Genomic DNA, 26,360 nt, shown 5'->3' on the forward strand with positions numbered 1-26,360 from the left:
CGAGCCGGCGAGGTACTCGAGGTGCAGCGATCGAGGATCCCCGGGCCGATCAGCGACTGCTCTGCGCGTCGACCGTGAGCAGCAGCGCCTCCGGTCGCATCGGATCGAGTCTCAGCTCGGCGACGCGGCCATCCGGCAGCACGAGGGTCGGAGGCATCCCGTCACGCTAGCGCTCCTCGCGCGATCCGCCCCGGCGCCGCTACGGTGACAAGCATGGTCGCCCTGATCCTGCTTGACGTCGACGGCGTCCTGAATCCCTCCGTCCGCAGCGATCGCGCGGCCGGCTCGCACCGGCTCGAACTCGAGCCGGAGCGAGAGGCGCTGGTGGCTCGGCTCGCCGCAGTCGGCACGATCGTCTGGGCGACGACTTGGCCACCCCGCCTCACCTCGGTCCTCGCTGACGACCTCGGGCTGCCGGGCGGCACGGAGGCGATTGTCTTTGACGGCGGGCTCCCTCGCGACCCGCGATTCCCCGGGCAGACCGGCAAGCTTCACCCGGTCGCGACATGGCTCGAGCGGGCCGCCGAGCGCGGCCCGCTCGATGCGGTGGTCTGGATCGACGACAATCTCGGCCAGGACGCCTATACCTGGGCACGCGAGCAGAGCACCCCCTTCCATCTGGTCCGACCGGAGTCGGCGACGGGCCTCACGGACGACGAGGTCGCGGGGGCGGAGCGGTTCCTGGCGGCGCTCGCAGCGTCACGCGGCGACATCCGGGAATAGTCGGCCCCTCCGCCGGTTATCGTCTCAGCGGGTGGGTCCGTTTGGCCGCGGGTCTGCCCCGGACGACCCATCCCCTCTCCGATCCCCGCGCCGCTCTCAGCGCATCGGGGCCGCCATGACTCCGTGATTCACCGAAGGACAACACCGTGACCCTCTCCGCCCGCACCCCCTTGCGCGTTCTGCTCGGCGCTGCTGTTACCGCCGCCACCCTGGTCCTCGCCGGTTGCGCCCCCGCCTCGACCGATGACGTGGTCTCGGGCTCGAGCGGTGAGGGCACGACCTCCGCGAGCGACGGCCTGACCCTGGCCGAGGTGAAGGAGTCGGGGAAGCTCACCATCGGCACCGAGGGCACCTACCCGCCCTTCTCCTTCCACGCCGACGGCGGCACCGGTGCGCTGACCGGCTACGACATCGACGTGGTCACCGCGGTCGCCGAAAAGCTGGGCGTGGAGCCCGACTTCCAGGAGACGCAGTGGGATGCGATCTTCGCGGGCCTGGACGGCGGGCGCTTCGAGGTGATCGCCAACCAGGTCGCGATCAACGACGAGCGCCAGGCGAAATACGACTTCTCGACGCCGTACTCGGTCAGCCCCGGCGTCGTGATCGTGCCGTCGAGCGACACCTCCATTACCGATCTCGCCGGCCTCTCCGGCAAGACCACCGCGCAGTCGCTCTCGAGCAACTGGTACGCCGTCGCGCAGCAGAACGGCGCGCAGGTCGAGGGCGTCGAGGGCTGGGCCCAGGCCATCGCCCTCGTCGAGCAGGGCCGCGTCGACGCGACAGTGAATGACCGCCTCACCTGGCTCGACTGGTCCGCGTCCTACCCGGACCAGGCTGCCGGACTCAAGGTCGCCGCCACCACCGCCGACACCTCCGCGAGCGCTTTCGCCTTCCCCAAGGGATCCGTCGACCTCGTCGCCGCCGTCGACTCCGCCCTCGACGAACTGCGCGCGGACGGCACTCTCGTCTCCCTCTCCGAGCGCTACTTCGGAGCCGACGTCTCCCAGTAGCGCGCCTCGGCGGCTCCTCCTGCACCGAGAGGAGCCGACCCGCGCGCGTTCTGCCTCTCGATGGCGGAGTGCGCCGCGCCGGTCCTCGCCGCGCCGGGCTGGGCTGGGCGCAACCGCGCCGGGCGTGCCAGCATTCCGGAGGAGGCGGACACGATCCACGTCCGACCCCACCGCCCGATCGAGCCGACCGCGGACCTGCTCCGCGAAGGGGAAAACTCATGGATCTCGTCCTCCGGTCGTTCTGGCCGATCCTCTCCGGGGGCATCGTCGGTACGATCCCACTCGCACTGGCGAGCTTCGCGATCGGGCTCGGGCTTGCGCTGGCCGTCGCCCTGATGCGGCTCTCGCGGGTGCGGATCCTCTCCTGGACCGCCCGCATGTACATCTCGGTTATCCGCGGCACGCCGCTCCTGGTGCAGCTCTTCGTGATCTTCTACGGGCTGCCAAGCCTCGGCCTGAAGATCGACCCGTGGCCCAGCGCCACGATCGCCTTCGCGCTGAACGTGGGCGGCTATGCGGCCGAGGTGATCCGGGCGGCGATCCTCAGCGTCCCGAAGGGGCAGTGGGAGGCGGCACACACCATCGGCATGAGTCGCTCGCTCTCGCTGCGGCGGATCATCCTGCCGCAGGCGGCGCGGGTCTCTGTGCCGCCGCTGTCGAACACCTTCATCTCGCTGGTGAAGGACACCTCGCTGGCGTCGCTGATCCTGGTGACCGAACTCTTTCGGCAGGCGCAGAAGATCGCGACCGCGTCCAGCGAGTTCATGCTGCTCTACCTCGAGGCCGCTGCGATCTACTGGCTCATCTGCCTGGTGCTCTCCAGCGGCCAGGGCCTGCTCGAGAAGCGATTGGACCGCTATGTCGCCCGCTGACTCCCCGACCGACGCCCGGCCTGTGTTCACGGCCCGCGGCCTGCGCAAGTCGTTCGGCGGCGTGGACGTGCTGCGCGGGATCGACCTGGAGGTGCGCCGGGGCGAGGTCGTCGCCCTCATCGGTCCCTCCGGCTCGGGCAAGACCACCCTCCTGCGCTCGCTGAACAGCCTCGAGGTGCCGGACGGCGGAACCGTCGAGCTCGCGGACGGCAGCGTGCTCGACTTCGACCGCGGCGTCGGACGCAAGGCGCTCACCGGCCTGCGCGACCGCTCCGCGATGGTCTTCCAGCACTTCAACCTTTTTCCGCATCTGACGGTCTTACAGAACGTCACGGAGGGGCCGCTGCGGGTGCAGCGCCTCCCCGCGTCCGAGGTCATTGCGGAGGCGGAGCGGTTGCTCGAGCGCGTCGGCCTCGGCGGACGAGGGAGCGCCTACCCCTTCGAGCTGTCTGGCGGGCAGCAGCAGCGCGTCGGCATCGTGCGGGCGCTCGCGTTGCGGCCCGAGCTCCTCCTCTTCGATGAGCCGACGTCGGCGCTGGACCCGGAGCTGGTCGGCGACGTGCTCTCGCTGATGCGGGAGCTGGCGGGGGAGGGCTGGACGATGCTCGTGGTCACTCACGAACTCGAGTTCGCCCGGCAGGTGGCCTCGGAGGTCGTGTTCATGGCCGGCGGCGTCGTCGTCGAGCGCGGTGCCCCTGCGCAGATCCTGCGGGAGCCGCGCGAGCCGCGGACCCGGCAGTTCCTGCACCGTCTCCTCCATCCACTCGATTAGGTCCATCCCCCATCGGCGGGAGCCGCGCGGCGCCCCGGAAGCGGCGTGACCCGTGCTTATGCTGTCTGGGTGAACTGGAGCAGCGACGCCGAGACCACGCGGATACCCTCCGCGACTGAGACGTCCGGCGGAACCGGACCCCAGCCGACCCGCGAGTACGTCTGGCCCGAACCTGAGACCGACGGCCAGCCGACGCTCGAGCCGACCCCACCGGTCGCCGTTGCCGAGGCGCCGAGCGCCCTCGGCCCGGTCGAGGCCGAGCCCGAGCCCGTTCGGCGTTCCGGTAACCGACTGGCCGGCCTCGCCCTCGCGCTGCTGACCACGGCGGTGTTCGCCGTTCTGTACCTGGTGGCGCTCACGGCGATCCGCCTCCTCGTCGATCGCGTGAATCAGGATGTGGTCGCACTCGCGTTCGAGACGGCGCCGACCCCGATCTTTCTCGCGCCGGTCGCGGCGTTCCTCGTGGGACTCGCCCTGATCGTGCTCGTCGTGAACCGTGCGGGCTGGTGGGCCTACGTCCTCGGCGGTTTCCTTATCGCGTTCCTCACGGCGGCGGCGGCGCTGGCCGGCGGCTGGAGCGCCGTCGGGCCGCTCTCGCTGCCGGTGGATCGCACGCTTGTGCTCGACTACGTCCGCGACCCCGCCGTCCTGGCCGCCGTCGTCGCCGCGGCCGTGCTCGGTCGGGAGGTGAGCGTCTGGGGAGGCGCCGCGATCTCCGGGCGGGCCAGGGGCGTGAAGCGCCGCAACGCCGAGCGGGAAGCGGCCGATCCGTCGTGACGACGGAGGGGCAGGGCCGCAACGCCGGGCTGGGCTACGGCCTTGCGCTGGCCGCCTTCGCCGCGTTCCTCTACCTCGCGCTGGTCGTCTGCGCGTTCGGGGTGCTCAGCCTCCTGCTCGATCAGGACGTCGTACCCGAGCGTGACGCCGGTCCGCTGCTGGGGCCGGTGTCGGTGGCGGTCTGCGTCGTCACCGTGCTGCTCGCCATGATCACCCTCGCCGCGCGCCCCGCCGTCCATCGAGTGGGTGGCCCGTCGCTGCTGACCGGGGTCGTCGTCTACCTGCTCTTCCTGCTCACCGGCGGTGCGCTCTACGGCCTCGGCCGACGGGAGCCTGGCGAGATCCTCGGCTGGGCGCTGGATCACGCGCCCACCGTCTTCGCGCTCGCGACCGGCGTGCTCGCGGCCGCGGTGCAGCTCGTGTTCCTCCTCCTGCTGGCCCGCCGCGACGCGGGTGGCAGCAGCCCGCACTGGGGCTGGGAGGGCGACGAGCGGGAGTGATCTCCCAGAGTCGCCGCGGCCCGTCGCGGCGGCGTCGTCTCTGTGCTGCCGTCTCTGTGCTGCCGTCTCTGTGCTGCCGTCTTTGGGCTGCCCTCTGCCACGGCGGCAAAGACCGCTCGGTTGACCGGCCCCGTCACTCCCCGTAATATTCTTGGGGTGTGCGCTTTGCCGTGCGCTTGTGTCGTGCCTCCGGGCCGACGCCGTCGCCGCACTTCGCTCTACCGGGTCCGCGAGGATCCGCGGGTTCGTCCGATCGGACGGCCCCCACGGCATACCCCTCACCCTCCCCGATCCCGCTCGCGGGGCCGCGGGGGTGCGTCGGGTCCAGATGAACTCGGCCGTTCCCGGAGACGGGAGGGCCGAATGTCGACCATCGATCCGCTGTCACCGTGCAGCATTCAAGGAGCAAAACCAGTGCCAACGATTCAGCAGTTGGTCCGTAAGGGACGTACGCCGAAGGTCACCAAGACCAAGGCGCCCGCCCTGAAGGCCAACCCTCAGCAGCGCGGCGTCTGCACGCGCGTCTACACGACTACGCCCAAGAAGCCGAACTCGGCCCTCCGCAAGGTGGCCCGCGTGAAGCTTTCCAATGGCACCGAGGTCACCGCCTACATTCCCGGCGAGGGCCACAACCTGCAGGAGCACTCGATGGTGCTCGTGCGTGGAGGTCGCGTCAAGGACCTCCCCGGTGTCCGCTACAAGATCGTTCGCGGCGCCCTGGACACCCAGGCCGTCAAGAACCGCAAGCAGGCTCGCAGCCGGTACGGCGCGAAGATGGAGAAGAAGTAATGCCTCGTAAGGGCCCCGCTCCCAAGCGCCCCGTCGTCGCAGACCCCGTCTACGGCGCCCCGGTCGTCAGCCAGCTCGTCAACAAGATCCTTTTGGACGGCAAGAAGGGCCTGGCCGAGCGCATCGTTTACGGTGCTCTCGAAGGCGTCTCCGCCAAGAACGGTCAGGACGCGGTCGTCACGCTCAAGAAGGCGCTCGACAACGTCCGTCCGACCCTCGAGGTCCGCAGCCGCCGCGTCGGTGGCTCGACCTACCAGGTCCCGGTCGAGGTCAAGCCGCACCGCGCCAACACCCTCGCGCTGCGCTGGCTCACCAGCTACGCGAAGGCTCGTCGCGAGAAGACGATGACCGAGCGTCTGATGAACGAGATCCTCGACGCGTCGAACGGTCTGGGCGCCGCTGTGAAGCGTCGCGAGGACACCCACAAGATGGCCGAGTCGAACAAGGCCTTCGCGCACTACCGCTGGTAGCGCACCCCGCGGCCGCCTCCGGGTGACCGCGACTGCCGGGCCCGCCGCGCCAGCGCTGCGGGCCCGGTCACGGCGGTGGATCGCCCGATCCCCGCGACCGGGCGACCGCCACCACCAGAATCCCAGCCATTCGGCCATGAACCCGGTGCGCTGGCTCCATCACCTATCGGAGGAACTCCGTGGCACAAGATGTGCTCACCGACCTGAACAAGGTCCGCAACATCGGCATCATGGCCCACATTGATGCCGGCAAGACCACCACCACCGAGCGCATCCTGTTCTACACGGGTATCACGCACAAGATCGGCGAGGTCCACGACGGCGCCGCGACGATGGACTGGATGGCGCAGGAGCAGGAGCGCGGCATCACGATCACGTCCGCTGCGACGACCTGCTTTTGGAACAAGAACCAGATCAACATCATCGACACCCCCGGTCACGTCGACTTCACGGTCGAGGTCGAGCGCTCGCTCCGCGTCCTCGACGGCGCCGTCGCCGTCTTCGACGGTAAGGAGGGCGTCGAGCCCCAGTCCGAGACCGTCTGGCGTCAGGCCGACAAGTACGACGTGCCGCGCATCTGCTTCGTCAACAAGATGGACAAGCTCGGTGCCGACTTCTACTACACCGTCGACACGATCGTGAACCGCCTGGGCGCGAAGCCGCTGGTCATCCAGCTGCCTATCGGCGCCGAGAGCACCTTCGAGGGTGTCATCGACCTGGTCGAGATGCGCGCGCTCACCTGGCGCGGCGACTCCAAGGGAGATGTCGCGTTGGGCGCCAAGTACGAGATCGAAGAGATCCCGGCCGACCTCGCCGATAAGGCGGCAGAGTACCGCGAGAAGCTTCTCGAGACCGTCGCGGAGACCTCCGACGAGCTGCTCGAGAAGTATTTCGGCGGCGAGGAGCTCACCGTCGCCGAGGTCAAGGCCGCCATCCGCAAGATGACCGTCACCTCCGAGATCTACCCGGTGCTCTGTGGCTCCGCGTTCAAGAACCGCGGCGTCCAGCCGATGCTCGACGCGGTCGTGGACTACCTCCCCTCCCCGCTCGACGTCCCCGCCATCGAGGCGCACGACGTCCGCGACGAGGAGAAGGTCATCATGCGTCACGCGGACTCGACCGAGCCCTTCTCGGCGCTCGCGTTCAAGGTCGCCGTGCACCCGTTCTTCGGTCGCCTCACCTATCTCCGGGTCTACTCGGGCAAGCTCGACTCGGGCGCCCAGGTCATCAACTCGACCAAGGGCAAGAAGGAGCGCATCGGCAAGATCTTCCAGATGCACTCCAACAAGGAGAACCCGGTCGACTCGGTCACCGCCGGCCACATCTACGCCGTGATTGGTCTGAAGGACACCACCACCGGTGACACCCTGAGCGACCCGCAGGCGCAGGTCGTGCTCGAGTCGATGACCTTCCCGGAGCCCGTCATCGAGGTCGCCATCGAGCCCAAGACGAAGGCCGACCAGGAGAAGCTCGGAACCGCGATCCAGAAGCTCGCGGAGGAGGACCCCACCTTCCGTACCGAGCAGAACCAGGAGACCGGTCAGACGGTCATCAAGGGAATGGGCGAGCTGCACCTCGACATCCTCGTCGACCGGATGAAGCGCGAGTTCAACGTCGAGGCGAACGTCGGAAAGCCCCAGGTGGCCTACCGCGAGACAATCCGCCGCACCGTCGAGAAGTACGACTACACCCACAAGAAGCAGACGGGTGGCTCCGGCCAGTTCGCGAAGATTCAGATCACCATCGAGCCGATGGCGGTCGACGCCGACAAGACGTACGAGTTCGTCAACGGTGTCACCGGTGGGCGCGTCCCGCGCGAGTACATCCCCTCGGTCGACGCGGGCATCCGCGACGCCATGCAGGTCGGCGTGCTCGCCGGCTATCCGATGGTCGGCGTGAAGGCGACCCTGGTCGACGGAGCGGCGCACGACGTCGACTCCTCCGAGATGGCGTTCAAGATCGCCGGTTCGATCGCGTTCAAGGAGGCCTCGCGCAAGGCGCAGCCAGTCCTCCTCGAGCCGCTCATGGCCGTCGAGGTCCGTACTCCCGAGGAGTACATGGGCGATGTCATCGGCGACATCAACTCGCGTCGCGGGATGATCCAGTCGATGGAGGACGCCACCGGCATCAAGGTCATCCGGGCCAATGTCCCGCTGTCCGAAATGTTCGGCTACATCGGCGACCTGCGCTCGAAGACCTCGGGCCGCGCCGTCTATTCGATGACGTTCGAGACGTACGCCGAGGTCCCCAAGGCCGTGGCCGAGGAGATCGTCCAGAAGAACAAGGGCGAGTAACTCCGCTCCTGGGCCGTCGCCGTTCCCTCGAACGGCGGCAGCCTGGTAGTGTCGTGCGGGTTTGCTGCCGAGTGCAGCGCGCCCCCTGTCGCAGCGGGACGGCCGCACGACCACTGCCGGTAACATATCTCTACAAAACCCCCGCAAGTCCTCCCGTCCTCGTGCCGCCCCGTGCGGCTTTCGGATGCGGATGCTTGCACCTAAGTCCTGAGGAGGACCCACAGTGGCTAAGGCCAAGTTCGAGCGGACCAAGCCGCACGTCAACATCGGAACCATCGGTCACGTCGACCACGGAAAGACCACGCTTACCGCGGCGATCTCGAAGGTTCTGGCGGACAAGTTCCCGTCCGCGACCAACGTCCAGCGTGACTTCGCTTCGATCGACTCCGCTCCCGAGGAGCGCCAGCGCGGCATCACGATCAACATCTCGCACGTCGAGTACGAGACGCCCAAGCGTCATTACGCGCACGTCGACGCCCCCGGTCACGCCGACTACATCAAGAACATGATCACCGGTGCGGCTCAGATGGACGGCGCGATCCTCGTGGTCGCCGCCACCGACGGCCCGATGGCTCAGACCCGTGAGCACGTCCTCCTCGCCAAACAGGTCGGCGTCCCCTACCTCCTCGTCGCGCTGAACAAGGCCGACATGGTGGACGACGAGGAGATCCTGGAGCTCGTCGAGCTCGAGGTCCGCGAGCTCCTCTCGTCGCAGGGCTTCCCCGGCGACGACGCTCCCGTCGTTCGCGTCTCCGGCCTCAAGGCCCTCGAGGGTGACGACACCTGGACCCAGTCGATCCTCGACCTGATGGACGCCGTCGATGAGTCCATCCCGGACCCGGTGCGCGACAAGGACAAGCCGTTCCTCATGCCGATCGAGGACGTCTTCACGATCACCGGTCGTGGAACCGTCGTCACCGGTCGTGCAGAGCGTGGAACCCTCGCTCTGAACTCCGAGGTCGAGATCGTCGGCATCCGCCCGACGCAGAAGACCACGGTCACCGGAATCGAGATGTTCCACAAGCAGCTCGACGAGGCCTGGGCCGGCGAGAACTGCGGTCTGCTCCTCCGCGGTACCAAGCGCGAGGACGTCGAGCGCGGCCAGGTCGTCGTCAAGCCGGGTTCGGTCACGCCGCACACGGACTTCGAGGGCACCGCATACATCCTGTCCAAGGATGAGGGTGGGCGTCATAACCCGTTCTACGCGAACTACCGCCCGCAGTTCTACTTCCGTACCACCGACGTCACCGGCGTCATCACGCTGCCCGAGGGCACCGAGATGGTCATGCCCGGCGACACCACCGACATGACGGTCGCGCTGATCCAGCCGATCGCTATGGAGGAGGGCCTCGGCTTCGCCATCCGTGAGGGTGGACGCACCGTGGGTGCCGGTACGGTCACCAAGATCGTCAAGTAGGTCCGTCCTACCGATCTCGCGAGAGGGGTCGTCCGCTTTGTGCGGGCGGCCCCTCTCGTCGTTCGCGGGAACAGGCGCGGCTAGCGTGGACGCATGCCCTTCGTGAAGAGCGTCGCCCGTGCCCGCCCGCAGTTCTTCGAGTGGGAGGCAGCCTGCACCAGCTGCACCAGCTGCACCCGCTCGCCGTCCACGCCGCGGGCCACGGTCCCTCCTACGGCCGGGCGCTGGCGGATGCCGCAGCACGGGTGATCGCGCTGGCTCGCTGACTGGCGCGCCCGCACCGTTCCCCCAGGAGGGGCCGTCACACTGAAGCACGCGCCGCCCTGTGCGCGTCGACAAGGAGGCATCATCGTGGATCTCGGGAAGCTCGGACGTCAGGCCAGCGAACTGCTCAACAGCGAGAAAACGCAGGACGCACTCCACAGCGAGAAGGCGGAGCAGGTCTCGGATCAGGTGCTCGAGAAGACCAGCGAGATCGCGAGCCGCCTCACCAAGGGAACCTACGACGACCGCATCGAGGACCTCAAGCGTCAGGCGGACACGCGCATCGGCGACGAGTAGCGGCCCCGTGCTCCTGCTGTAGCCCAGCGTCAAGCGGGTGCGGCTGGCGGATTCGCCGTCCTATCGTCGGGTTGATGTCTGATCCGCGTGCGCAACGACTCCGCAGGACCGACTCGAGCGGACGCGGCTACACCCGGGTGCGCGCGGGTTCCGGCTTCAGCTATCGCGACCCCAGGGGCGCGACGGTCGTCGACCAGGAACTCCGGGCGCGCTTTGACGCCCTCGGCATTCCGCCGGCGTGGAAGGACGTCTGGATCGCCCCGTATCCGAACGGTCACATCCAGGCCACGGGCGTCGACTCGGCCGGCCGGCGGCAGTACATCTACCATCCGACCTGGCGCGAGCAAAAGGACCGGATCAAGTTCGACCGGGCGCTCCGGCTCGCCGAAGCGCTTCCGGGGGCCCGTCGAGCGGTGACCCTCGCGTTGCGCTCGGACGGGCCAAGCCGCGACCGGGCGCTCGCGATGGCGTTCCGAATGCTGGACACCGGTTCCCTCCGCGTCGGCAGCGAGAGGTATGCGAAAGAGCACGGCAGCATCGGCCTCTCGACGCTGCTCTGCGCGCACGCGAGCACTCACGGTGATCGGGTGGCGCTCGCCTTCCCCGGCAAGAGCCACCAGGCCTGGACGAGCGAGATCCTCGACCACGACCTCGCGCGCGTCGTCCGGGCCCTCAAACGCAGGGGGCCGAACGCTCGCCTGCTCGCCTGGAAGGACGGCCGGGAGTGGCGGCCGATCTCGGCGCCCGAGATCAACGACTACGTCCGGGAGCGAGCGGGCGACGATTTCACGGCGAAGGACTTCCGGACGCTGCACGGCACCGTGGCGGCCGCGATCAGCCTGGCGAAGTCCGAACCGCAGGCGACGCAGCGTGCCCGCAACTCCGCGATCGCCCAGGCGATGCGCGATGCGTCCGATGTGCTCGGGAACACGCCCACCGTCGCCCGTGCTAGCTATGTCGATCCGCGCCTGCTCGACCACTTCCGGGCCGGCGAGACCATCGATCCGTCTCGTCTCGCCTCTGCCGAGACCGCGGTCAGAGCGCTCCTCTTCGAGTAGCCGCGGCGACCGACAGGGGCGCGTCCGATCCTGTCCGGACGGGCCGTGAGGGAGGCCTCCACTGCGACACGCCCGGGTTGCAGGACGGGTGTATCTGTGGGAGACTCTCCTAGTTCAAAATTCCTTCTCCCGCGGCCTGCTGCTGGGACGGGGGACACTGCCAGGCAGTGCCGAGACGGCATCGCGGAGGCTCGACCCGAGAGGGCGGCCTCGCGGATGCGACGTCGAGGCGGCGGGTAGCAGAACGACAACAACCGACATTTCAACGGGCCCTCCGTGCGTCGTGCGTTTTGCACGCCGATCGGAGCGCTTCGGATGCGGTGCTTTTGACAGAAGAACACTGGTTGCACGTTTCCGGGTCACCGGAGTTCCTTCGCGAGCGCGTCCAATGCGAGACGAGTCCGGCTTCGGCCGGGGGAGTCGCGTACGACGCAATAACAAGAGAGTGAGAGATCACACATGGCGGGACAGAAGATCCGCATCCGACTGAAGTCGTACGACCACGAGGTCATCGACACGTCGGCGCGCAAGATCGTCGACACGGTCACGCGTGCCGGTGCGACGGTCGTCGGCCCCGTGCCGCTGCCGACCGAGAAGAACGTGGTCTGCGTGATCCGTTCGCCCCACAAGTACAAGGACAGCCGCGAGCACTTCGAGATGCGCACCCACAAGCGCCTCATCGACATCATCGACCCGACGCCGAAGGCCGTCGACTCGCTCATGCGCCTCGACCTGCCGGCCGACGTCAACATCGAGATCAAGCTCTAAGGAGGAGTGCCACCATGTCTGTCACTGTTTCCCCCACGCTGAAGACCAGCAAGGGCCTCCTCGGCACCAAGCTCGGAATGACCCAGGTCTGGGACGAGAACAACAAGCTCGTGCCGGTCACGGTCATCGAGATCAGTCCCAATGTCGTGACCCAGGTCCGCACGGAAGAGAAGGACGGCTACACCGCTGTCCAGCTCGCCGCCGGTGCGATCGACCCGCGGAAGGTCAACAAGCCCGCCGCCGGTCACTTCGATGCCGCGGGCGTCACCCCGCGCCGCCACCTCACCGAGGTCCGCACCTCCGATGCGAGCTCGTACTCGGCCGGCCAGGAGCTGACCGTGGACGCCGTCTTCGAGGCCGGCACCAAGGTCGACGTGGTCGGCACCAGCAAGGGCAAGGGCTTCGCCGGTGTTATGAAGCGCCACAACTTCAAGGGCGTCTCGGCTTCGCACGGTTCGCACCGCAACCACCGCAAGCCCGGCTCCATCGGCGCCTCCTCGACCCCCAGCCGCGTGTTCAAGGGCATGCGCATGGCGGGTCGCATGGGTGGCGAGCGCGTCACCGTGCTCAACCTCAAGGTGCACTCCGTCGACGCCGAGAAGGGTCTGCTGCTCGTCAAGGGCGCCGTCCCCGGTGCCCGCGGTCGCCTCGTGTTCGTTCGCAACGCCGTGAAGGGAGCGTAGTTCCATGACTACCTCTGTCGACATCATCGACGTCAAGGGCCAGAAGGCGGGCTCGGTCGAACTCCCCGCCGCGCTCTTCGACGTCCAGACCAACATTCCTCTGATCCACCAGGTCGTCGTGGCCCAGCTTGCCGCGGCGCGCCAGGGAACCCACAAGACGAAGAACCGCGGCGAGGTTTCCGGAGCCGGACGCAAGCCGTTCAAGCAGAAGGGAACCGGTCGCGCTCGTCAGGGCTCGATCCGCGCCCCGCACATGACCGGTGGTGGCGTGGTCCACGGACCGACCCCGCGCAGCTACGCGCAGCGCACCCCCAAGAAGATGATCGCCGCTGCCCTGCTCGGCGCTCTCTCGGACCGCGCCCGCGGTGCCCGTATCCACGTAGTCGAGTCGCTCGCCCTCGGCGACACCCCGAAGACCAAGGACGTCCTCGTCCTGCTCGGCGCCCTCTCGGTGTCGCGCAACGTTCTTGTGGTGCTCGAGCGTGACGACTACATCGCCGAGCTCTCGCTGCGCAACGTGCCGTTCGTGCACATCCTGCCGGCCGATCAGCTCAACGCGTACGACGTGCTCGTCTCCGACGACATCGTGTTCTCGAGGGGCGCGCTCGATGCGTTCATCGCGGCCAAGTCGGGCGTCGAGTCCAACAAGGAAGAGGTGAACGCATGAGCCAGTCCGCCGCGTTCAACAAGGACCCCCGCGACGTCATCATCTCCCCGGTGGTGTCCGAGAAGTCTTACGGCCTGATCGACGAGGGCAAGTACACCTTCGTGGTCGACCCGCGCTCGAACAAGACCGAGATCAAGCTCGCCATCGAGAAGATCTTCGGCGTCGAGGTCGCGTCGATCAACACGCTGAACCGCCAGGGTAAGACCCGCCGCACGAAGTTCGGTACCGGTAAGCGAAAGGACACCAAGCGCGCGATCGTCACGCTGAAGTCCGGCTCCATCGACATCTTCACGAGCGTCGGCTGAGCCGAAGAAGCGTAGAGGAAACAGACAATGGCTATTCGTAAGTACAAGCCCACCACCCCCGGTCGCCGCGGTTCCAGCGTTGCCGACTTCGCCGAGATCACCCGCTCGACGCCCGAGAAGTCGCTGCTGCGCCCGCTGTCCAAGACCGGTGGCCGCAACAACTCCGGTCGGATCACGACCCGTCACATCGGTGGTGGACACAAGCGCCAGTACCGTTTGATCGACTTCCGTCGCAACGATAAGGACGGCGTCAACGCCAAGGTCGCTCACATCGAGTACGACCCCAACCGCACGGCGCGCATCGCGCTGCTCCACTTTGTGGACGGTACGAAGCGCTACATCCTGGCCCCGAACAAGCTCTCGCAGGGCGACATCGTGGAGTCGGGCGCCGGTGCCGACATTAAGCCCGGCAACAACCTGCCGCTGCGCAACATCCCGACCGGTACCGTCATCCACGCCATCGAGATCAAGCCGGGAGGCGGGGCCAAGCTGGCTCGCTCGGCCGGCACCTCGGTGCGCCTGGTCGCCAAGGACGGCCCCTATGCGCAGTTGCGCCTGCCGTCCGGTGAGATCCGCAACGTCGACGCGCGCTGCCGCGCCACGATCGGCGAGGTCGGCAACGCCGAGCAGTCGAACATCAACTGGGGCAAGGCCGGCCGCATGCGGTGGAAGGGTGTCCGCCCGACCGTCCGCGGTGTCGCGATGAACCCGGTCGACCACCCGCACGGTGGTGGAGAGGGCAAGACCTCCGGTGGACGCCACCCGGTCAGCCCGTGGGGTCAGTCCGAGGGACGCACCCGTCGCCCCAATAAGGAGAGCGACAAGCTCATCGTTCGTCGCCGCACCGCCGGCAAGAAGCGCAAGTAGCTTCGGAAGCAGAGAAGGAACGCGTAGAAGATGCCTCGCAGTCTCAAGAAGGGCCCCTTCGTTGACGACCACCTGCTTCGCAAGGTGTTCACGGCCAACGAAGCCGGCAACAAGAACGTCATTAAGACCTGGTCGCGCCGTTCGATGATCATCCCGGCGATGCTGGGTCACACCATCGCGGTCCATGACGGTCGCAAGCACATCCCCGTGTTCGTGACCGAGACCATGGTCGGCCACAAGCTCGGCGAGTTCGCCCCCACTCGGACCTTCCGCGGTCACGAGAAGGACGACAAGAAGGGCCGTCGCCGCTGACGCGGCGACGAGAAGGAGGAGAGAAATGGTGGAGTCGATCGCACGCGTGCGACACATCCGCGTCACCCCCCAGAAGGCTCGCCGTGTCGTGAACCTGATCCGCGGTAAGCAGGCTCAGGAGGCACTGGCCATCCTGAAGTTCGCGCCCCAGGGCGCGTCCGAGCCCGTCTATAAGCTCGTCGCCTCGGCGATGGCCAACGCTCGCGTCAAGGCCGATGCCTCGAACGAGTACCTCGACGACCAGGACCTGTTCGTGTCCCGCGCCTTCGTCGATGAGGGAACCACCCTCAAGCGATTCCAGCCCCGTGCTCAGGGTCGTGCCTTCCGCATCAACAAGCGCACCAGCCACATCACCGTCGTGCTGGCCACTCCTGAGGAGGGGACCAAGTAATGGGTCAGAAAGTTAACCCCTACGGTTTCCGTCTGGGAATCACCACCGACCATGTGTCGCGCTGGTTCTCCGACAGCACCAAGAAGGGCCAGCGGTACAGCGACTACCTCGCTGAGGACGTCAAGATCCGCCGACTCCTTGCCACGCAGCTCGACCGTGCGGGCGTGGCCCGCATCGAGATCGAGCGCACCCGTGACCGCGTCCGCGTCGACATCCACACCGCCCGTCCGGGCATCGTGATCGGTCGTCGCGGCGCCGAGGCGGAGCGCATTCGCGCCGACCTCGAGAAGCTCACGGGCAAGCAGATCCAGCTCAACATCCTCGAGGTCAAGAACCCCGAGGCTGAGGCTCAGCTGGTCGCCCAGGGTATCGCCGAGCAGCTCTCCGCCCGCGTGGCCTTCCGCCGCGCGATGCGCAAGGGCCTGCAGGGCGCACAGCGCGCCGGCGCCAAGGGCGTCCGCATCCAGGTCTCCGGCCGCCTCGGCGGCGCCGAGATGAGCCGTTCGGAGTTCTACCGCGAGGGACGCGTGCCGCTGCACACTCTCCGCGCGAACATCGACTACGGCTTCTACGAGGCAAAGACCACCTTCGGCCGCATCGGCGTGAAGGTCTGGATCTATAAGGGCGACATCACCAACAAGGAGCTCGCCCGCGAGCAGGCGAACAGCAAGTCGTCGCGCCCCGAGCGCAGCGACCGTCCGCGCCGTGCACCCCGCCAGCAGAGCGAGGCGCCCGTCGCAGCAGGAGTTGAGGCATAATTATGTTGATTCCGCGTCGAGTCAAGTACCGCAAGCAGCACCACCCGGGTCGTTCCGGCCAGGCCACCGGTGGCACCAAGGTGTCGTTCGGCGAGTTCGGTATTCAGGCCCTTACCCCCGCCTACGTGACCAACCGTCAGATCGAGTCCGCTCGTATCGCCATGACGCGTCACATCAAGCGCGGCGGAAAGGTGTGGATCAACATTTACCCCGACCGTCCGCTGACCAAGAAGCCTGCCGAGACCCGCATGGGTTCCGGTAAGGGCTCGCCGGAGTGGTGGGTCGCGAACGTCAAGCCGGGTCGCGTCCTCTTCGAGGTCGCCGGCGTCGACGAGCAGCTCGCTCGTGAGGCCATGACCCGTGCTATCCACAAGCTGCCCCTCAAGGCACGCATCATCAAGCGCGAGGAGGGAGACGCGTAATGGCGATCGGATCCAAGGAGCTCGCCCCCGCCGAGCTCGACACCTTCGAGGACGAGCGTCTCGTCACGGAGCTGAAAAAGGCCAAGGAGGAGCTGTTCAACCTCCGCTTCCAGTCGGCTACCGGCCAGCTGGACACCACCGGCCGCCTGCGTGCGGTCAAGCGCGACATCGCCCGCATCTACACGGTCATCCGTGAGCGTGAGCTGGGCATTCGCGCCACCCCCGCACCCGTCGAGGCCCCGGCCAAGGCGGAGAAGAAGCCTAAGACCACGAAGGCCGCCAAGGCCGAGGTCGAGGCGACCGAGCCGATCGAGGAGGCCAAGTAATGGCAACTGTCAATGACACCGCCGGCCACGAGTCGGCCGCCCACGACATCAAGCAGGAGGGCGCTCGCGGTTACCGCAAGACCCGCCGCGGATACGTCACCAGCGACAAGATGGACAAGACCATCACCGTCGAGGTGGAGGACCGGGTCAAGCACCCTCTCTACGGCAAGGTCATCCGCCGTACCTCGAAGGTCAAGGCTCACGACGAGCTGAACACCGCGGGGATCGGCGACCTCGTCGTTATCAGCGAGACCCGTCCTCTCAGCGCCTCCAAGCGCTGGCGCCTGGTCGAGATCCTCGAGAAGGCCAAGTAGGCCGCGGCCTACTTGAGTGAGCAGGAGAGACACACATGCTTCAGCAAGAATCCCGAGTGAAGGTCGCCGATAACACCGGCGCCAAGGAACTCCTCACGATCCGCGTCCTCGGTGGCTCCGGCCGCCGGTACGCCGGTCTCGGTGACATCATCGTCGCCACCGTCAAGGACGCGATCCCCGGTGGCAACGTGAAGAAGGGCGATGTGGTCAAGGCCGTCATCGTCCGTACCGTCAAGCAGACCCGTCGCCCCGACGGCTCGTACATCAAGTTCGACGAGAACGCGGCCGTGATCCTCAAGAACGACGGGGACCCCCGCGGTACCCGCATCTTCGGACCGGTCGGTCGCGAACTCCGCGACAAGAAGTTCATGAAGATCGTCTCGCTGGCACCGGAGGTTATCTAGTCATGGCCAAGATCAAGAAGGGTGACCTCGTTCAGGTCATCTCGGGCGCTACCCAGGCCCGCGGCGGAGACCGCGGCAAGCAGGGCAAGGTCCTCGAGGTGCTGGTCGAGCGCAACCGCGTCGTCGTCGAGGGTGTGAACTTCGTCAAGAAGCACACCCGCGTCGGCCAGTCGCAGCGCGGCTCGAAGGAGGGTGGCATCCAGACCGTCGAGGCGTCGATCCACATCTCCAATGTCGCGCTCGTCGATCCGAAGACCAAGAAGCCGACCCGGGTCGGCCACCGCAATGTGGCCGTCACCAAGGACGGCGTGACGAGGACCGTTCGCGTGCGTTACGCGAAGGCGTCGGGTGAGGAACTGTAATGACTGACACCACCGCAGTGGCTGCGAAGGTTCAGCCGCGGCTCAAGGCCAAGTACCAGGCCGACATCATCCCCGCTCTCAAGGAGCAGTTCGGCTTCGGCAACGTGCACCAGGTCCCCGGCCTGGTCAAGGTTGTCGTCAACACCGGCGTCGGCGAGGCTGCCCGTGACGGCAAGATCATCGACGGCGCCATCAAGGACCTCACCGCGATCACCGGCCAGAAGCCGCAGGTCACCAAGGCCCGCAAGTCCATCGCGCAGTTCAAGCTGCGCGAGGGCCAGGCCATCGGTGCACACGTCACCCTTCGGGGCGACCGTGCGTGGGAGTTCCTGGACCGCCTGCTCTCGGTTGCGCTGCCGCGCATCCGCGACTTCCGCGGTCTCTCGGACCGTCAGTTCGACGGCAACGGCAATTACACCTTCGGGATCACGGAGCAGTCGATCTTCCACGAGATCGACCAGGACCGCATCGACCGCGTCCGCGGCTTCGATGTGACCGTCGTGACCACCGCCAGGACCGACGACGAGGGCCGCGCGCTGCTCAAGCAGCTGGGCTTCCCGTTCAAGTCCTCGGACAACGCGTAAGCAGTAAGCCTCGGGGCCGGAGGACGGTATCAATCGTCCTCCGGCCTCGTCGTGCGTCCGCGGCCGGCTCGATCATTCCGACCGGTAGCGGCGCGCAGCGCGGAGTACCCGGACTCCGCGCAGATCGGCTCTCGACCGCAGCGCCTCGGCCATGTACTATGGCTCGTTGGCCTGCGCTCGCGCGGCCGAATGGGCGTCGACGTCGTCGGCGCCGTCCCACACCACAGGTCGTCACTCGTGTAAAGGGTGCCGAAACCAGGCGAGAAAGGCACCATCAGCCATGACCATGACTGATCCGGTCGCAGATCTGCTGACCAGAATCCGTAACGCGAACTCCGCGCACCACGACTCCGTCACCCTCCCGGGCTCGAAGCTCAAGGCGAATATCGCCGAGATCCTCAAGACCGAGGGCTACATCGCCGACTGGAAGGTCGAGGAGGCGCGCGTCGGCACGACGCTCTCCATCTCCCTCAAGTACGGCCCGAACCGCGAGCGCTCGATCGCAGGCATCAAGCGGGTCTCGAAGCCCGGACTCCGTGTCTACGCGAAGTCGGCCGAGATCCCCACCGTGCTCGGCGGCCTCGGCGTCGCCATCCTGTCCACCTCGAGCGGTCTGCTGACCGACCGCCAGGCCGAGAAGAAGGGCGTGGGTGGGGAAGTCCTCGCCTACGTGTGGTAACCCCCATGTCGCGTATTGGAAGACTCCCCATCGAGATCCCGGCGGGCGTCGACGTCTCCGTCGCCGGATCCGCTGTGACCGTCAAGGGCCCCAAGGGCGAGCTGACCGTCCCGGTCGCCAGCCCCATTCAGGTCTCCGTCGAGAACGGCCAGGTGCTGGTCTCGCGTCCCGATGACGAGCGCGAGTCGCGTTCGCTCCACGGCCTCACCCGCACGCTCATCGCCAACGACATCATCGGTGTCACGCAGGGCTACTCCAAGGGCCTCGAGGTCGTCGGAACGGGTTACCGCGTGCTGGCGAAGGGCTCGGACATCGAGTTCGCGCTCGGCTTCTCGCACCCGGTCGTCGTCACCCCGCCCGCGGGCATCTCGTTCACGGTCGAGGGCAACAACAAGCTCACCGTGCACGGCATCTCGAAGCAGGCCGTCGGTGAGGTGGCCGCCAACATTCGTAAGATCCGTAAGCCCGAGCCCTACAAGGGCAAGGGCGTGCGCTACGCCGGCGAGGTCGTTCGCCGCAAGGCCGGAAAGAGCGGTAAGTGATCATGGGACTCGGAACCAGAGGAAAGAGTAAGTCCGCTGCGCGCGGTCGTCGTCACGATCGTCTGCGCAAGAAGGTCGTCGGATCCGCCGAGCGCCCCCGCCTCGTCGTCAACCGTTCGGCCCGCCACGTCTTCGTGCAGATCGTCGACGATGCGCAGGGCCGTACCCTCGTGTCGGCGTCGACCCTCGAGGCCGACCTGCGCGTGTTCGACGGTGACAAGACCGCCAAGGCCCGTAAGGTCGGCGAACTCGTCGCCGAGCGCGCCAAGAACGCCGGTGTCGAGGCGGTCGTCTTCGACCGCGGAGGCAACAAGTACGCCGGTCGCGTCGCCGCGATCGCCGATGGAGCACGAGAGGCAGGGCTCAACCTGTGAGCGCCGCAGAGAACAAGGAACCCGAGGTCGCCGCTGTGTCGGAGGCCCCCGTCGAGACCGCTGCATCCACGCAGCCGCAGCAGGAGGCTCGTGAGCCCCGCCGCGGCGGCCGCGACCGCAATCAGGGTGGCCGCGACCGCGGTGGCCGTGACTCCGAGAAGAGCCAGTTCCTCGAGCGCGTGGTGACCATCAACCGCGTGTCGAAGGTCGTCAAGGGCGGTCGTCGCTTCAGCTTCACCGCACTCGTCGTGGTCGGAGACGGCAACGGACTGGTGGGCGTCGGCTACGGCAAGGCCCGCGAGGTCCCGACGGCCATCTCCAAGGGCGTCGAGGAGGCGAAGAAAAACTTCTTCCGCGTCCCCCGCGTCGGCTTGACGATCCCGCACCCCGTGCAGGGTGAGGCCGCGGCCGGTGTGGTGCTCCTGCGCCCCGCCGCGGCGGGTACCGGCGTTATCGCCGGTGGTCCCGTCCGTGCCGTCCTCGAGTGCGCCGGCATCCACGACGTCCTGAGCAAGTCGCTCGGCTCGTCGAACACCATCAACATCGTCCACGCGACCGTCGAGGCTCTCCAGCAGCTCGAGGAGCCGCGCGCCGTCGCCGCTCGTCGTGGTCTCGACTTCGACCAGGTCGCGCCGGCCCGTCTCGTTCGCGCCGAGGCCGACGCCCTCGCCGCCGCGTCCAACGCGAAGGCAGGTTCCTGATGGCTCAGCTCAAGGTGACCCAGATCAAGTCGAAGGTCAGCGAGAAGCAGTACCAGCGCGACACGCTGCGCTCGCTCGGCCTCAGGAAGATCGGTCAGAGCGTGGTCCGCGAGGACAACGCCCAGAACCGCGGATACGTGAAGACCGTCGCCCACCTGGTGAAGGTCGAGGAGATTGACTAATGGCTGAGACGAAGAAGGCCGCCGCCGCGGAGTCCACGACTCCGGCGCAGGCGACCACCACGAAGGGCGCGGCGGCGCCGGCGACCAAGGAGCATGTGCTCAAGGTCCACCACCTCCGCCCCGCTGCCGGAGCTAAGAAGGCCAAGACCCGCGTGGGTCGTGGCGAAGGCTCCAAGGGTAAGACCGCCGGTCGCGGCACCAAGGGCACGAAGGCCCGCTACACGGTGCGCATCGGCTTCGAGGGTGGGCAGATGCCGCTGCACATGCGCACCCCGAAGCTCCGCGGCTTCAAGAACCCGTTCCGGGTCGAGTACCAGGTCGTCAACCTGTCCGCTCTCGCGGAGCTTTACCCCCAGGGCGGTGACGTCACCATCGGTGACCTGGTCGCCAAGGGTGCTGTCCGCAAGAACGAGAAGGTCAAAGTTCTCGGGGACGGCGACATTGCGGTTAAGCTGAACGTCGCGGTCGACAAGGTCTCCAGCTCTGCGGAGCAGAAGATCGTCGCTGCGGGCGGATCCATCAAGTAGCACCAGCAGCTTGTCGGTCGAGCTTGCCACGCCGACTCCCTCTGGGAGCGCGTGGCAAGCTCGACCTGTATCCCGCACCACAGAAATGAGCAGGAGACCTTAGGTAGTGTTTGGCGCCGTTGCGCGGATCTTCCGCACCCCCGACCTCCGCCGCAAGATCGGCTTCACTCTCGCGATCGTGGCGATCTTCCGGCTGGGATCTTTCATCCCTGCTCCATTCGTCAGCTTCAGCGCCGTACAGGCCTGTCTCGCCGGCAACCAGGGCACCTCGGGTCTCTACGAGCTCGTGAACCTCTTCAGCGGCGGAGCCCTGCTTCAGCTGTCGATCTTCGCGCTCGGGATCATGCCGTACATCACGGCGTCGATCATCGTGCAGCTGTTGCGCGTGGTCATCCCGCACTTCGAGACGCTGTATAAGGAGGGGCAGTCCGGTCAGGGCAAGCTCACCCAGTACACGCGCTACCTCACCATCGCGCTCGGTGTCCTCCAGTCGACGACGCTGATCACGGTTGCCCGCTCGGGGGCGCTCTTCGGCAACTCGGGCGTCCCGGAGTGCTCGTCGCTCATCATCACCGACGAGTGGTACTCCATCCTGCTCATGGTCGTCACCATGACCGCGGGCACCGGCATCATCATGTGGATGGGCGAACTCATCACCGAGCGCGGCATCGGCAACGGCATGTCGCTGCTGATCTTCACCTCGATCGCCGCTCAGTTCCCCACCTCGCTCTGGTCGATCGCGCAGTCGCGCGGCTTCGAGACCTTCCTCCTCGTTCTCGGCGTGGGCCTTGTGCTCGTGGTCGCCGTGGTCTTCGTCGAGCAGTCGCAGCGGCGGATCCCCGTGCAGTACGCCAAGCGGATGGTCGGCAGGCGCACCTACGGCGGCAACAACACCTACATCCCGATCAAGGTCAACATGGCAGGCGTCGTGCCTGTCATCTTCGCCTCGTCGCTGCTGTACTTGCCCGCGCTCATCGCGCAGTTCAATCAGCCCGCCGCGGGCCAGGAGGCGCCGGTCTGGGTCACCTGGATCACGAACTACCTCACCAAGGGCGACCACCCGCTCTACATGGCGCTGTACTTCCTCCTGATCGTGGGCTTCACCTACTTCTACGTCGCGATCACGTTCAACCCGGACGAGGTAGCCGACAACATGAAGCGCTACGGCGGCTTCATCCCCGGCATCCGCGCCGGGCGCCCGACCGCCGAGTACCTGAACTACGTGCTCACCCGGGTGACGCTGCCCGGCTCGGTCTATCTCGGCCTGATCGCGCTGGTGCCCCTCGTGGCGCTCGCGCTCGTCGGCGCCAACCAGAACTTCCCCTTCGGCGGAACGTCCATCCTGATCATCGTCGGAGTCGGCCTGGAGACGGTCAAGCAGATCGACTCTCAGCTGCAGCAGCGCCACTACGAAGGACTCCTCCGATGACGTCGCACCCGATCGGCTTCCGTCTCCTGCTGATCGGCCCGCCCGGTGCAGGCAAGGGGACCCAGGCCGCTCGGCTGAGCGAGATCCTCCAGGTGCCGGCGATCTCCACCGGGGACATCTTCCGCGCCAACGTCGCAAACGAGACCGAGCTCGGGCTCCAGGCGAAGACCTACCTCGACGCCGGCCGCTATGTGCCGGACGAGCTCACCAACGCGATTGTCCACGACCGTCTGCAGGAGGCGGACGCGTCGACGGGCTTCCTGCTCGACGGCTACCCGCGCACTACGGAGCAGGTCGACGAGCTTGACCGGATCCTCGCCGCTGACGACAACCGCCTCGACGCCGTCGTGCAGTTGACGGCCGATCCCGACGAGGTCGTGGGGCGCCTGCTCAAGCGCTCGCTCGAGCAGGGGCGCAGCGACGACACCGAGGACGTCATCCGTCGCCGTCTCGCGCTCTACGAGGAGCAGACTGCACCGCTGATCGATGTCTACGCTGCCCGCGGGCTCGTCGTGGTGGTCGACGGTCTCGGGCCGGTCGACGAGGTGACCGAGCGGATCGTCGTCGCGCTCGAGGGCCACCGGGTGAGCCGTCTCGATTCCCCGGCCGCCTGAGCCGTGGCCCTGCGCTCCTCCCTCTACAAAACGCCCGCGCAACTGCGGGCGATGCTCGCGCCGGGGCTGGCGACCGCCGCCTCACTCGATGCTGTGCGCGCCGCGATCCGCCCGGGCATCACGACGCTCGAGCTCGATGCGATCGCGGAGGCCGCGATCATCGAGTGCGGGGGCCACTCGAACTTCCAGCTCGTCCCCGGCTATCGGCACACGATCTGCGCCTCGGTGAACGACGAGGTGGTCCACGGCATACCCGGTGGCCGCGTGCTCGAGCCGGGCGACCTGGTCTCCATCGACAGCGGCGCCGAGATCGACGGCTGGAACGGGGACTCCGCGATGACGCTCGTCCTGCCCGATCCCTTGCGTCCCGAGGAGGTCGCGGCGCGCACGGAACTCTCGCGGGTGACCGAGGGATCGCTCTGGCGGGGGATCGCCGTCCTCGCCACGGCCCGTCACCTCAACGAGGTCGGCGCGGCGATCGAGCAGTACATCGAGGACGAGGCCGAGCGCTCGGGCCGCGTCTACGGCATCCTCACCGACTACATCGGCCACGGCATCGGCCGCACGATGCACGAGGCGCCGCCGGTGTTCAACTACCGGGTGCGCCAGCGCGGACCGGAGGTGAAGCCGGGCCTCGTCGTCGCGATCGAGCCGATGGTGACCGCCGGCAGCGCAGAGACCGTCGTCCGGGAGGACGAATGGACCGTCGCGACGGAGGACGGAAGTACGGCCGCGCACTGGGAGCACTCGGTCGCGGTGCACGGAGACGGGATCTGGGTCACCACGCTCGCCGACGGCGGTGCGGCGGGGCTGGCTCCCTACGGGATTGTGCCGACGCCCTTCGCCTAGTGCGACCAGGAGCGGGAGTTCCTCCCGTCCGGCGCCTCCCTCCACACGGAGGAATGGAGTCGGCTAGCTGTCGATTACCCGCACCAGCTCCTCAATGAACCCGCCGAAGTCGGTGGAGCGGCGGATCAGGCGCTGCACCTCCGCCCGGTCGGCGAACACCTCGACGAACTGGTCGAAGACCGACTGGAACGTGCTCCGCCCGGCGGAGGCGAACGCGATCATCGCGATGACGTTCACACGCTGCTCGCCCCACTTCATCGCCGTGTCGTTCACGACGATCGCAATGGAGGTCCGGCGCGCGCTCATCGCCATCGCGTGCGGCACCGCGAGGTTGTCGGTGAAGGCGGTGGAGCTCATCCGCTCGCGCTCGATGGCACCGTCGACGTAGTCCTCGTCGATGAGGCCGCCGGCGATCATCCGCCCGCCCAGCATCCGAATCATCGCCGCCTCGTCGCGGGCGTGTACGTTGCGGAAGAACAGCGACTCGTCGAAGAACTGCAGCAGCTCGTCCTTGATCTGCGCGCGACGGCGATGCCGGCGCACCCGCGCGATCGCACGGCGTACCGCCTCCACATCGTGATCGGTGAGGAAAGGCTGCACGAGCACCACGTCGTCGGAGGCGGGGCGCTCGTCGATCGTGGTGATCACCAGGTCGGCGGTGAGCCGGGCCCACTCGACGTCGCTCCTGGTGATCAGGGAGCGGACCTCGACCTCGGTGCCGAGCGAGCGCTCGACGCGCAGCCGGAGCATGTGCGCGAGGTCGTAGTAGTTGGGGCACACGATCACGCAGGACAGCCGCTCCTCCCGCCGCGACACCCGCTCGAGGAACGAGCCGACGTGCAGGGCGATGTAGGCGATCTCGTCCTCGTTCACCGCGATCCCACGCCGTCGCTGTAGCCCGCTCGCCAGGAACACGGCGATCTCGTACGTCATCGGGTAGCTGGTCTTGATGGAGCGGGTGAGCGGGTTCCGGGAGTAGTCGCCCTCCGAGGCGCGCGCGATCAGGTTCCGTACGTGCAGGGCGAGGCGCACGATGAAGCCCTCGTCGTCGAGGTCGACCAGGTACTCGCGATTCACTTCGGCGACGAGGTCGCGGACGACGGCGAGGTCCTCGGGGTCGAGGTAGTTCTCGACGACGGCGGCGACCGGCTCGTTGTGGCCGGGAGTCGCCACGCGCGTGGTCATCAGGATCCCGAGCTGCGCGAGCTCGGCGTCGGTCAGGCGCGTGGCGAAGTGCCGCTCCACCAGCTCGGCCAGCACTGCGGCGAGTTCGCCGTGGATCGCGGGGGAGGGGCGCGAGCCGGAGGGGTCGCCGATCCCGCGGGCGGCCCGGTCAACGGCGATCGCGATGTGCAGGAGGACGCTGTTCACTCCGTAGTCGTTGATGTAGTAGCCGCGGCTCTCGAGTTCGGCCAGCAGCTCGGTCTTGAACGCGCCGAGGCCTGGGGAGGCGAACTCCCGCTGCACGTCGTCGAGCGTGAAGACGCCCTGCGCACTCTCGTCGCGGAACAGCCGCGAGATCAGGCGGCGGTGCGCCTCTTCGCTGCCCTGGAGGCGCACCGTCGGCCCTCGGCGGAGCAGGCCCAGCCCCGCCTCGTCGGCGAGGGCTTTCACCCGGCGGAGGTCGGCGTCGACGGTCGATTCGCTCACCGACAGCGCGTCGGCGAGGGAGACGACGTCCAGGCCCTCGTCCGAGTCGACCAGCCGCCGGACGATGCTGTAGAGCCGGTCCCGCGGAGTGTCGGGCTCGATGTCGCGGCTGCGCTGCGCCTCCAGGTACGCCGCATAGGCGTCGCGAGCGAGGCGGTAGCCGTTAGCGGAGGACTCGACAGGTTCCAGGGGCGCGGCCTGCGCCTTGACGGCGGTGACGTAACTGCGGACGCTGCGGGTGGTCACGCCGAGCCGGTCGGCGAGTTCGTGTGCCGTCACCCAACCGTCGGCGCGGGAGAGGTACTCCAGCAGTCGTTCGCGGTTGTCAGTCATCAGGCTCCAGGCGTGCGGTCCGGGCCGGGCCGCGGAAGCGCCACGACCGGCCCGCTGGCCCGCAGGACGCGGGC

37 protein-coding genes are annotated in these 26,360 nt (G+C 67.5%); 35 read left to right on the top strand and 2 right to left on the bottom strand.

Translation table 11 applies throughout. The features are described from left to right. The first annotated feature begins 213 nt into the window (after positions 1-213). The 10 genes from C1O28_RS01515 (at position 214) to tuf (ending at position 9,624) form a co-directional block, all read left to right on the top strand. Positions 214-723, top strand: coding sequence for an HAD domain-containing protein (locus C1O28_RS01515; RefSeq protein ID WP_097166359.1), 510 nt, complete (start codon positions 214-216; stop codon positions 721-723). Between the two features lie 146 nt (positions 724-869). Further along, positions 870-1,733: an amino acid ABC transporter substrate-binding protein gene (locus C1O28_RS01520; protein WP_243392054.1), complete on the top strand. Its 864-nt coding sequence runs from the start codon at positions 870-872 to the stop codon at positions 1,731-1,733. 218 nt (positions 1,734-1,951) lie between these two features. Next, on the top strand, positions 1,952-2,605 hold the full coding sequence (locus C1O28_RS01525) for an amino acid ABC transporter permease (RefSeq protein ID WP_097166360.1): 654 nt from the start codon (positions 1,952-1,954) through the stop codon (positions 2,603-2,605). Next, positions 2,592-3,377 (top strand): amino acid ABC transporter ATP-binding protein, encoded by a 786-nt coding sequence (locus C1O28_RS01530; RefSeq protein WP_097166361.1) that lies wholly within the window; start codon positions 2,592-2,594, stop codon positions 3,375-3,377. Before C1O28_RS01525 ends, C1O28_RS01530 begins: the two co-directional genes overlap by 14 nt. A 69-nt stretch (positions 3,378-3,446) precedes the next feature. Then, positions 3,447-4,154, top strand: coding sequence for a hypothetical protein (locus C1O28_RS01535; RefSeq protein ID WP_104261979.1), 708 nt, complete (start codon positions 3,447-3,449; stop codon positions 4,152-4,154). Further along, positions 4,151-4,654, top strand: coding sequence for a DUF6121 family protein (locus C1O28_RS01540; protein ID WP_097166363.1), 504 nt, complete (start codon positions 4,151-4,153; stop codon positions 4,652-4,654). The genes C1O28_RS01535 and C1O28_RS01540 overlap by 4 nt, the downstream gene beginning before the upstream one ends. Positions 4,655-5,068: 414 nt before the next feature. Further along, positions 5,069-5,443, top strand: a complete 375-nt coding sequence (rpsL, locus tag C1O28_RS01545) for a 30S ribosomal protein S12 (protein ID WP_011186743.1) — start codon at positions 5,069-5,071, stop codon at positions 5,441-5,443. Next, on the top strand, positions 5,443-5,913 hold the full coding sequence (rpsG, locus tag C1O28_RS01550) for a 30S ribosomal protein S7 (protein WP_055787043.1): 471 nt from the start codon (positions 5,443-5,445) through the stop codon (positions 5,911-5,913). Before rpsL ends, rpsG begins: the two co-directional genes overlap by 1 nt. Before the next feature lie 179 nt (positions 5,914-6,092). Next, on the top strand, positions 6,093-8,207 hold the full coding sequence (gene fusA, locus C1O28_RS01555) for an elongation factor G (protein WP_097166364.1): 2,115 nt from the start codon (positions 6,093-6,095) through the stop codon (positions 8,205-8,207). Positions 8,208-8,430: 223 nt separating this feature from the next. Next, positions 8,431-9,624: an elongation factor Tu gene (gene tuf, locus C1O28_RS01560; RefSeq protein WP_068251449.1), complete on the top strand. Its 1,194-nt coding sequence runs from the start codon at positions 8,431-8,433 to the stop codon at positions 9,622-9,624. A gap of 80 nt (positions 9,625-9,704) precedes the next feature. Here the strand turns inward: tuf and C1O28_RS15815 are convergent, their stop codons facing one another. Beyond that, positions 9,705-9,827 (bottom strand): hypothetical protein, encoded by a 123-nt coding sequence (locus C1O28_RS15815; RefSeq protein WP_258058787.1) that lies wholly within the window; start codon positions 9,825-9,827, stop codon positions 9,705-9,707. A gap of 148 nt (positions 9,828-9,975) precedes the next feature. Between C1O28_RS15815 and C1O28_RS01570 the strand changes: the two genes are divergently transcribed. The 25 genes from C1O28_RS01570 to map all read left to right on the top strand — a co-directional run bounded on the left by C1O28_RS01570 (position 9,976) and on the right by map (position 24,303). Then, the gene (locus C1O28_RS01570; RefSeq protein ID WP_097166365.1) at positions 9,976-10,185 is read left to right on the top strand and encodes an Rv0909 family putative TA system antitoxin; all 210 of its coding nucleotides are present in this window, start codon (positions 9,976-9,978) and stop codon (positions 10,183-10,185) included. Between the two features lie 74 nt (positions 10,186-10,259). After that, a complete protein-coding gene (locus tag C1O28_RS01575; RefSeq protein WP_097166366.1) occupies positions 10,260-11,243 on the top strand; it encodes a DNA topoisomerase IB in 984 nt (327 codons plus the stop codon). 459 nt (positions 11,244-11,702) lie between these two features. After that, the gene (gene rpsJ / locus C1O28_RS01580) at positions 11,703-12,011 is read left to right on the top strand and encodes a 30S ribosomal protein S10 (RefSeq protein WP_005050520.1); all 309 of its coding nucleotides are present in this window, start codon (positions 11,703-11,705) and stop codon (positions 12,009-12,011) included. A 14-nt stretch (positions 12,012-12,025) separates the two neighbouring features. Beyond that, positions 12,026-12,694: a 50S ribosomal protein L3 gene (gene rplC / locus C1O28_RS01585; RefSeq protein ID WP_068209450.1), complete on the top strand. Its 669-nt coding sequence runs from the start codon at positions 12,026-12,028 to the stop codon at positions 12,692-12,694. A 4-nt stretch (positions 12,695-12,698) separates the two neighbouring features. Beyond that, positions 12,699-13,361, top strand: coding sequence for a 50S ribosomal protein L4 (gene rplD / locus C1O28_RS01590; protein WP_097166367.1), 663 nt, complete (start codon positions 12,699-12,701; stop codon positions 13,359-13,361). Further along, entirely contained in the window at positions 13,358-13,666 is a 309-nt protein-coding gene (gene rplW / locus C1O28_RS01595; RefSeq protein ID WP_068209445.1) for a 50S ribosomal protein L23, read from the top strand. Before rplD ends, rplW begins: the two co-directional genes overlap by 4 nt. A gap of 27 nt (positions 13,667-13,693) precedes the next feature. After that, positions 13,694-14,533 (top strand): 50S ribosomal protein L2, encoded by an 840-nt coding sequence (gene rplB / locus C1O28_RS01600; RefSeq protein ID WP_055787074.1) that lies wholly within the window; start codon positions 13,694-13,696, stop codon positions 14,531-14,533. Positions 14,534-14,563: 30 nt separating this feature from the next. Beyond that, positions 14,564-14,845, top strand: coding sequence for a 30S ribosomal protein S19 (gene rpsS, locus C1O28_RS01605; RefSeq protein ID WP_055787078.1), 282 nt, complete (start codon positions 14,564-14,566; stop codon positions 14,843-14,845). Between the two features lie 25 nt (positions 14,846-14,870). Next, the gene (gene rplV, locus C1O28_RS01610; protein ID WP_082480979.1) at positions 14,871-15,236 is read left to right on the top strand and encodes a 50S ribosomal protein L22; all 366 of its coding nucleotides are present in this window, start codon (positions 14,871-14,873) and stop codon (positions 15,234-15,236) included. Beyond that, complete coding sequence (gene rpsC, locus C1O28_RS01615) at positions 15,236-15,994, top strand: 30S ribosomal protein S3 (protein ID WP_068209439.1); 759 nt, start codon at positions 15,236-15,238, stop codon at positions 15,992-15,994. The genes rplV and rpsC overlap by 1 nt, the downstream gene beginning before the upstream one ends. 2 nt (positions 15,995-15,996) lie before the next feature. Beyond that, positions 15,997-16,416 carry a 50S ribosomal protein L16 gene (gene rplP / locus C1O28_RS01620; protein ID WP_097166368.1) on the top strand — a complete coding sequence of 140 codons (420 nt, stop codon included), beginning with the start codon at positions 15,997-15,999 and terminating at the stop codon, positions 16,414-16,416. Then, a complete protein-coding gene (gene rpmC, locus C1O28_RS01625) occupies positions 16,416-16,742 on the top strand; it encodes a 50S ribosomal protein L29 (protein ID WP_097166369.1) in 327 nt (108 codons plus the stop codon). The genes rplP and rpmC overlap by 1 nt, the downstream gene beginning before the upstream one ends. Further along, positions 16,742-17,056 (top strand): 30S ribosomal protein S17, encoded by a 315-nt coding sequence (gene rpsQ, locus C1O28_RS01630; RefSeq protein WP_202129546.1) that lies wholly within the window; start codon positions 16,742-16,744, stop codon positions 17,054-17,056. Before rpmC ends, rpsQ begins: the two co-directional genes overlap by 1 nt. Before the next feature lie 35 nt (positions 17,057-17,091). Continuing rightward, positions 17,092-17,460: a 50S ribosomal protein L14 gene (rplN, locus tag C1O28_RS01635; protein WP_055787095.1), complete on the top strand. Its 369-nt coding sequence runs from the start codon at positions 17,092-17,094 to the stop codon at positions 17,458-17,460. Positions 17,461-17,462: 2 nt separating this feature from the next. Then, positions 17,463-17,822, top strand: coding sequence for a 50S ribosomal protein L24 (gene rplX, locus C1O28_RS01640; RefSeq protein ID WP_097166370.1), 360 nt, complete (start codon positions 17,463-17,465; stop codon positions 17,820-17,822). Then, positions 17,822-18,406, top strand: a complete 585-nt coding sequence (gene rplE, locus C1O28_RS01645; protein ID WP_097166371.1) for a 50S ribosomal protein L5 — start codon at positions 17,822-17,824, stop codon at positions 18,404-18,406. The genes rplX and rplE overlap by 1 nt, the downstream gene beginning before the upstream one ends. A gap of 280 nt (positions 18,407-18,686) precedes the next feature. Next, positions 18,687-19,085, top strand: a complete 399-nt coding sequence (rpsH, locus tag C1O28_RS01650; RefSeq protein ID WP_097166372.1) for a 30S ribosomal protein S8 — start codon at positions 18,687-18,689, stop codon at positions 19,083-19,085. Between the two features lie 5 nt (positions 19,086-19,090). After that, positions 19,091-19,627 (top strand): 50S ribosomal protein L6, encoded by a 537-nt coding sequence (gene rplF, locus C1O28_RS01655; protein ID WP_097166373.1) that lies wholly within the window; start codon positions 19,091-19,093, stop codon positions 19,625-19,627. A gap of 2 nt (positions 19,628-19,629) precedes the next feature. After that, on the top strand, positions 19,630-20,001 hold the full coding sequence (rplR, locus tag C1O28_RS01660) for a 50S ribosomal protein L18 (protein WP_068256930.1): 372 nt from the start codon (positions 19,630-19,632) through the stop codon (positions 19,999-20,001). After that, positions 19,998-20,702, top strand: a complete 705-nt coding sequence (rpsE, locus tag C1O28_RS01665; protein ID WP_097166374.1) for a 30S ribosomal protein S5 — start codon at positions 19,998-20,000, stop codon at positions 20,700-20,702. The genes rplR and rpsE overlap by 4 nt, the downstream gene beginning before the upstream one ends. Next, a complete protein-coding gene (gene rpmD / locus C1O28_RS01670) occupies positions 20,702-20,884 on the top strand; it encodes a 50S ribosomal protein L30 (protein ID WP_181024623.1) in 183 nt (60 codons plus the stop codon). Before rpsE ends, rpmD begins: the two co-directional genes overlap by 1 nt. Then, the gene (rplO, locus tag C1O28_RS01675; protein WP_097166375.1) at positions 20,884-21,411 is read left to right on the top strand and encodes a 50S ribosomal protein L15; all 528 of its coding nucleotides are present in this window, start codon (positions 20,884-20,886) and stop codon (positions 21,409-21,411) included. The genes rpmD and rplO overlap by 1 nt, the downstream gene beginning before the upstream one ends. 106 nt (positions 21,412-21,517) lie before the next feature. Further along, complete coding sequence (gene secY, locus C1O28_RS01680; protein ID WP_097166376.1) at positions 21,518-22,840, top strand: preprotein translocase subunit SecY; 1,323 nt, start codon at positions 21,518-21,520, stop codon at positions 22,838-22,840. Continuing rightward, entirely contained in the window at positions 22,837-23,454 is a 618-nt protein-coding gene (locus C1O28_RS01685; RefSeq protein ID WP_202129545.1) for an adenylate kinase, read from the top strand. The genes secY and C1O28_RS01685 overlap by 4 nt, the downstream gene beginning before the upstream one ends. Positions 23,455-23,457: 3 nt before the next feature. Beyond that, on the top strand, positions 23,458-24,303 hold the full coding sequence (map, locus tag C1O28_RS01690) for a type I methionyl aminopeptidase (protein ID WP_097166377.1): 846 nt from the start codon (positions 23,458-23,460) through the stop codon (positions 24,301-24,303). Between the two features lie 63 nt (positions 24,304-24,366). Here the strand turns inward: map and C1O28_RS01695 are convergent, their stop codons facing one another. Continuing rightward, a complete protein-coding gene (locus C1O28_RS01695; protein ID WP_097166378.1) occupies positions 24,367-26,286 on the bottom strand; it encodes a BglG family transcription antiterminator in 1,920 nt (639 codons plus the stop codon). Positions 26,287-26,360: the final 74 nt, after the last annotated feature.

Origin of the sequence: Rathayibacter rathayi, from assembly GCF_004011095.1 — a bacterium.
In the GTDB taxonomy this organism is placed as follows: domain Bacteria; phylum Actinomycetota; class Actinomycetes; order Actinomycetales; family Microbacteriaceae; genus Rathayibacter; species Rathayibacter rathayi.

Coding starts and splice junctions, on each gene's coding strand:
- C1O28_RS01515 (WP_097166359.1), top strand. CDS start 214: ATGGTCGCCCTGATCCTGCTTGACGTCGACGGCGTCCTGAATCCCTCC.
- C1O28_RS01525 (WP_097166360.1), top strand. CDS start 1,952: ATGGATCTCGTCCTCCGGTCGTTCTGGCCGATCCTCTCCGGGGGCATC.
- C1O28_RS01530 (WP_097166361.1), top strand. CDS start 2,592: ATGTCGCCCGCTGACTCCCCGACCGACGCCCGGCCTGTGTTCACGGCC.
- rpsG (WP_055787043.1), top strand. CDS start 5,443: ATGCCTCGTAAGGGCCCCGCTCCCAAGCGCCCCGTCGTCGCAGACCCC.
- C1O28_RS01575 (WP_097166366.1), top strand. CDS start 10,260: ATGTCTGATCCGCGTGCGCAACGACTCCGCAGGACCGACTCGAGCGGA.
- rpsJ (WP_005050520.1), top strand. CDS start 11,703: ATGGCGGGACAGAAGATCCGCATCCGACTGAAGTCGTACGACCACGAG.
- rplC (WP_068209450.1), top strand. CDS start 12,026: ATGTCTGTCACTGTTTCCCCCACGCTGAAGACCAGCAAGGGCCTCCTC.
- rplD (WP_097166367.1), top strand. CDS start 12,699: ATGACTACCTCTGTCGACATCATCGACGTCAAGGGCCAGAAGGCGGGC.
- rplW (WP_068209445.1), top strand. CDS start 13,358: ATGAGCCAGTCCGCCGCGTTCAACAAGGACCCCCGCGACGTCATCATC.
- rplB (WP_055787074.1), top strand. CDS start 13,694: ATGGCTATTCGTAAGTACAAGCCCACCACCCCCGGTCGCCGCGGTTCC.
- rpsS (WP_055787078.1), top strand. CDS start 14,564: ATGCCTCGCAGTCTCAAGAAGGGCCCCTTCGTTGACGACCACCTGCTT.
- rplV (WP_082480979.1), top strand. CDS start 14,871: ATGGTGGAGTCGATCGCACGCGTGCGACACATCCGCGTCACCCCCCAG.
- rpsC (WP_068209439.1), top strand. CDS start 15,236: ATGGGTCAGAAAGTTAACCCCTACGGTTTCCGTCTGGGAATCACCACC.
- rplP (WP_097166368.1), top strand. CDS start 15,997: ATGTTGATTCCGCGTCGAGTCAAGTACCGCAAGCAGCACCACCCGGGT.
- rpmC (WP_097166369.1), top strand. CDS start 16,416: ATGGCGATCGGATCCAAGGAGCTCGCCCCCGCCGAGCTCGACACCTTC.
- rpsQ (WP_202129546.1), top strand. CDS start 16,742: ATGGCAACTGTCAATGACACCGCCGGCCACGAGTCGGCCGCCCACGAC.
- rplN (WP_055787095.1), top strand. CDS start 17,092: ATGCTTCAGCAAGAATCCCGAGTGAAGGTCGCCGATAACACCGGCGCC.
- rplX (WP_097166370.1), top strand. CDS start 17,463: ATGGCCAAGATCAAGAAGGGTGACCTCGTTCAGGTCATCTCGGGCGCT.
- rplE (WP_097166371.1), top strand. CDS start 17,822: ATGACTGACACCACCGCAGTGGCTGCGAAGGTTCAGCCGCGGCTCAAG.
- rpsH (WP_097166372.1), top strand. CDS start 18,687: ATGACCATGACTGATCCGGTCGCAGATCTGCTGACCAGAATCCGTAAC.
- rplF (WP_097166373.1), top strand. CDS start 19,091: ATGTCGCGTATTGGAAGACTCCCCATCGAGATCCCGGCGGGCGTCGAC.
- rplR (WP_068256930.1), top strand. CDS start 19,630: ATGGGACTCGGAACCAGAGGAAAGAGTAAGTCCGCTGCGCGCGGTCGT.
- rpmD (WP_181024623.1), top strand. CDS start 20,702: ATGGCTCAGCTCAAGGTGACCCAGATCAAGTCGAAGGTCAGCGAGAAG.
- rplO (WP_097166375.1), top strand. CDS start 20,884: ATGGCTGAGACGAAGAAGGCCGCCGCCGCGGAGTCCACGACTCCGGCG.
- C1O28_RS01685 (WP_202129545.1), top strand. CDS start 22,837: ATGACGTCGCACCCGATCGGCTTCCGTCTCCTGCTGATCGGCCCGCCC.
- C1O28_RS01695 (WP_097166378.1), bottom strand. CDS start 26,286: ATGACTGACAACCGCGAACGACTGCTGGAGTACCTCTCCCGCGCCGAC.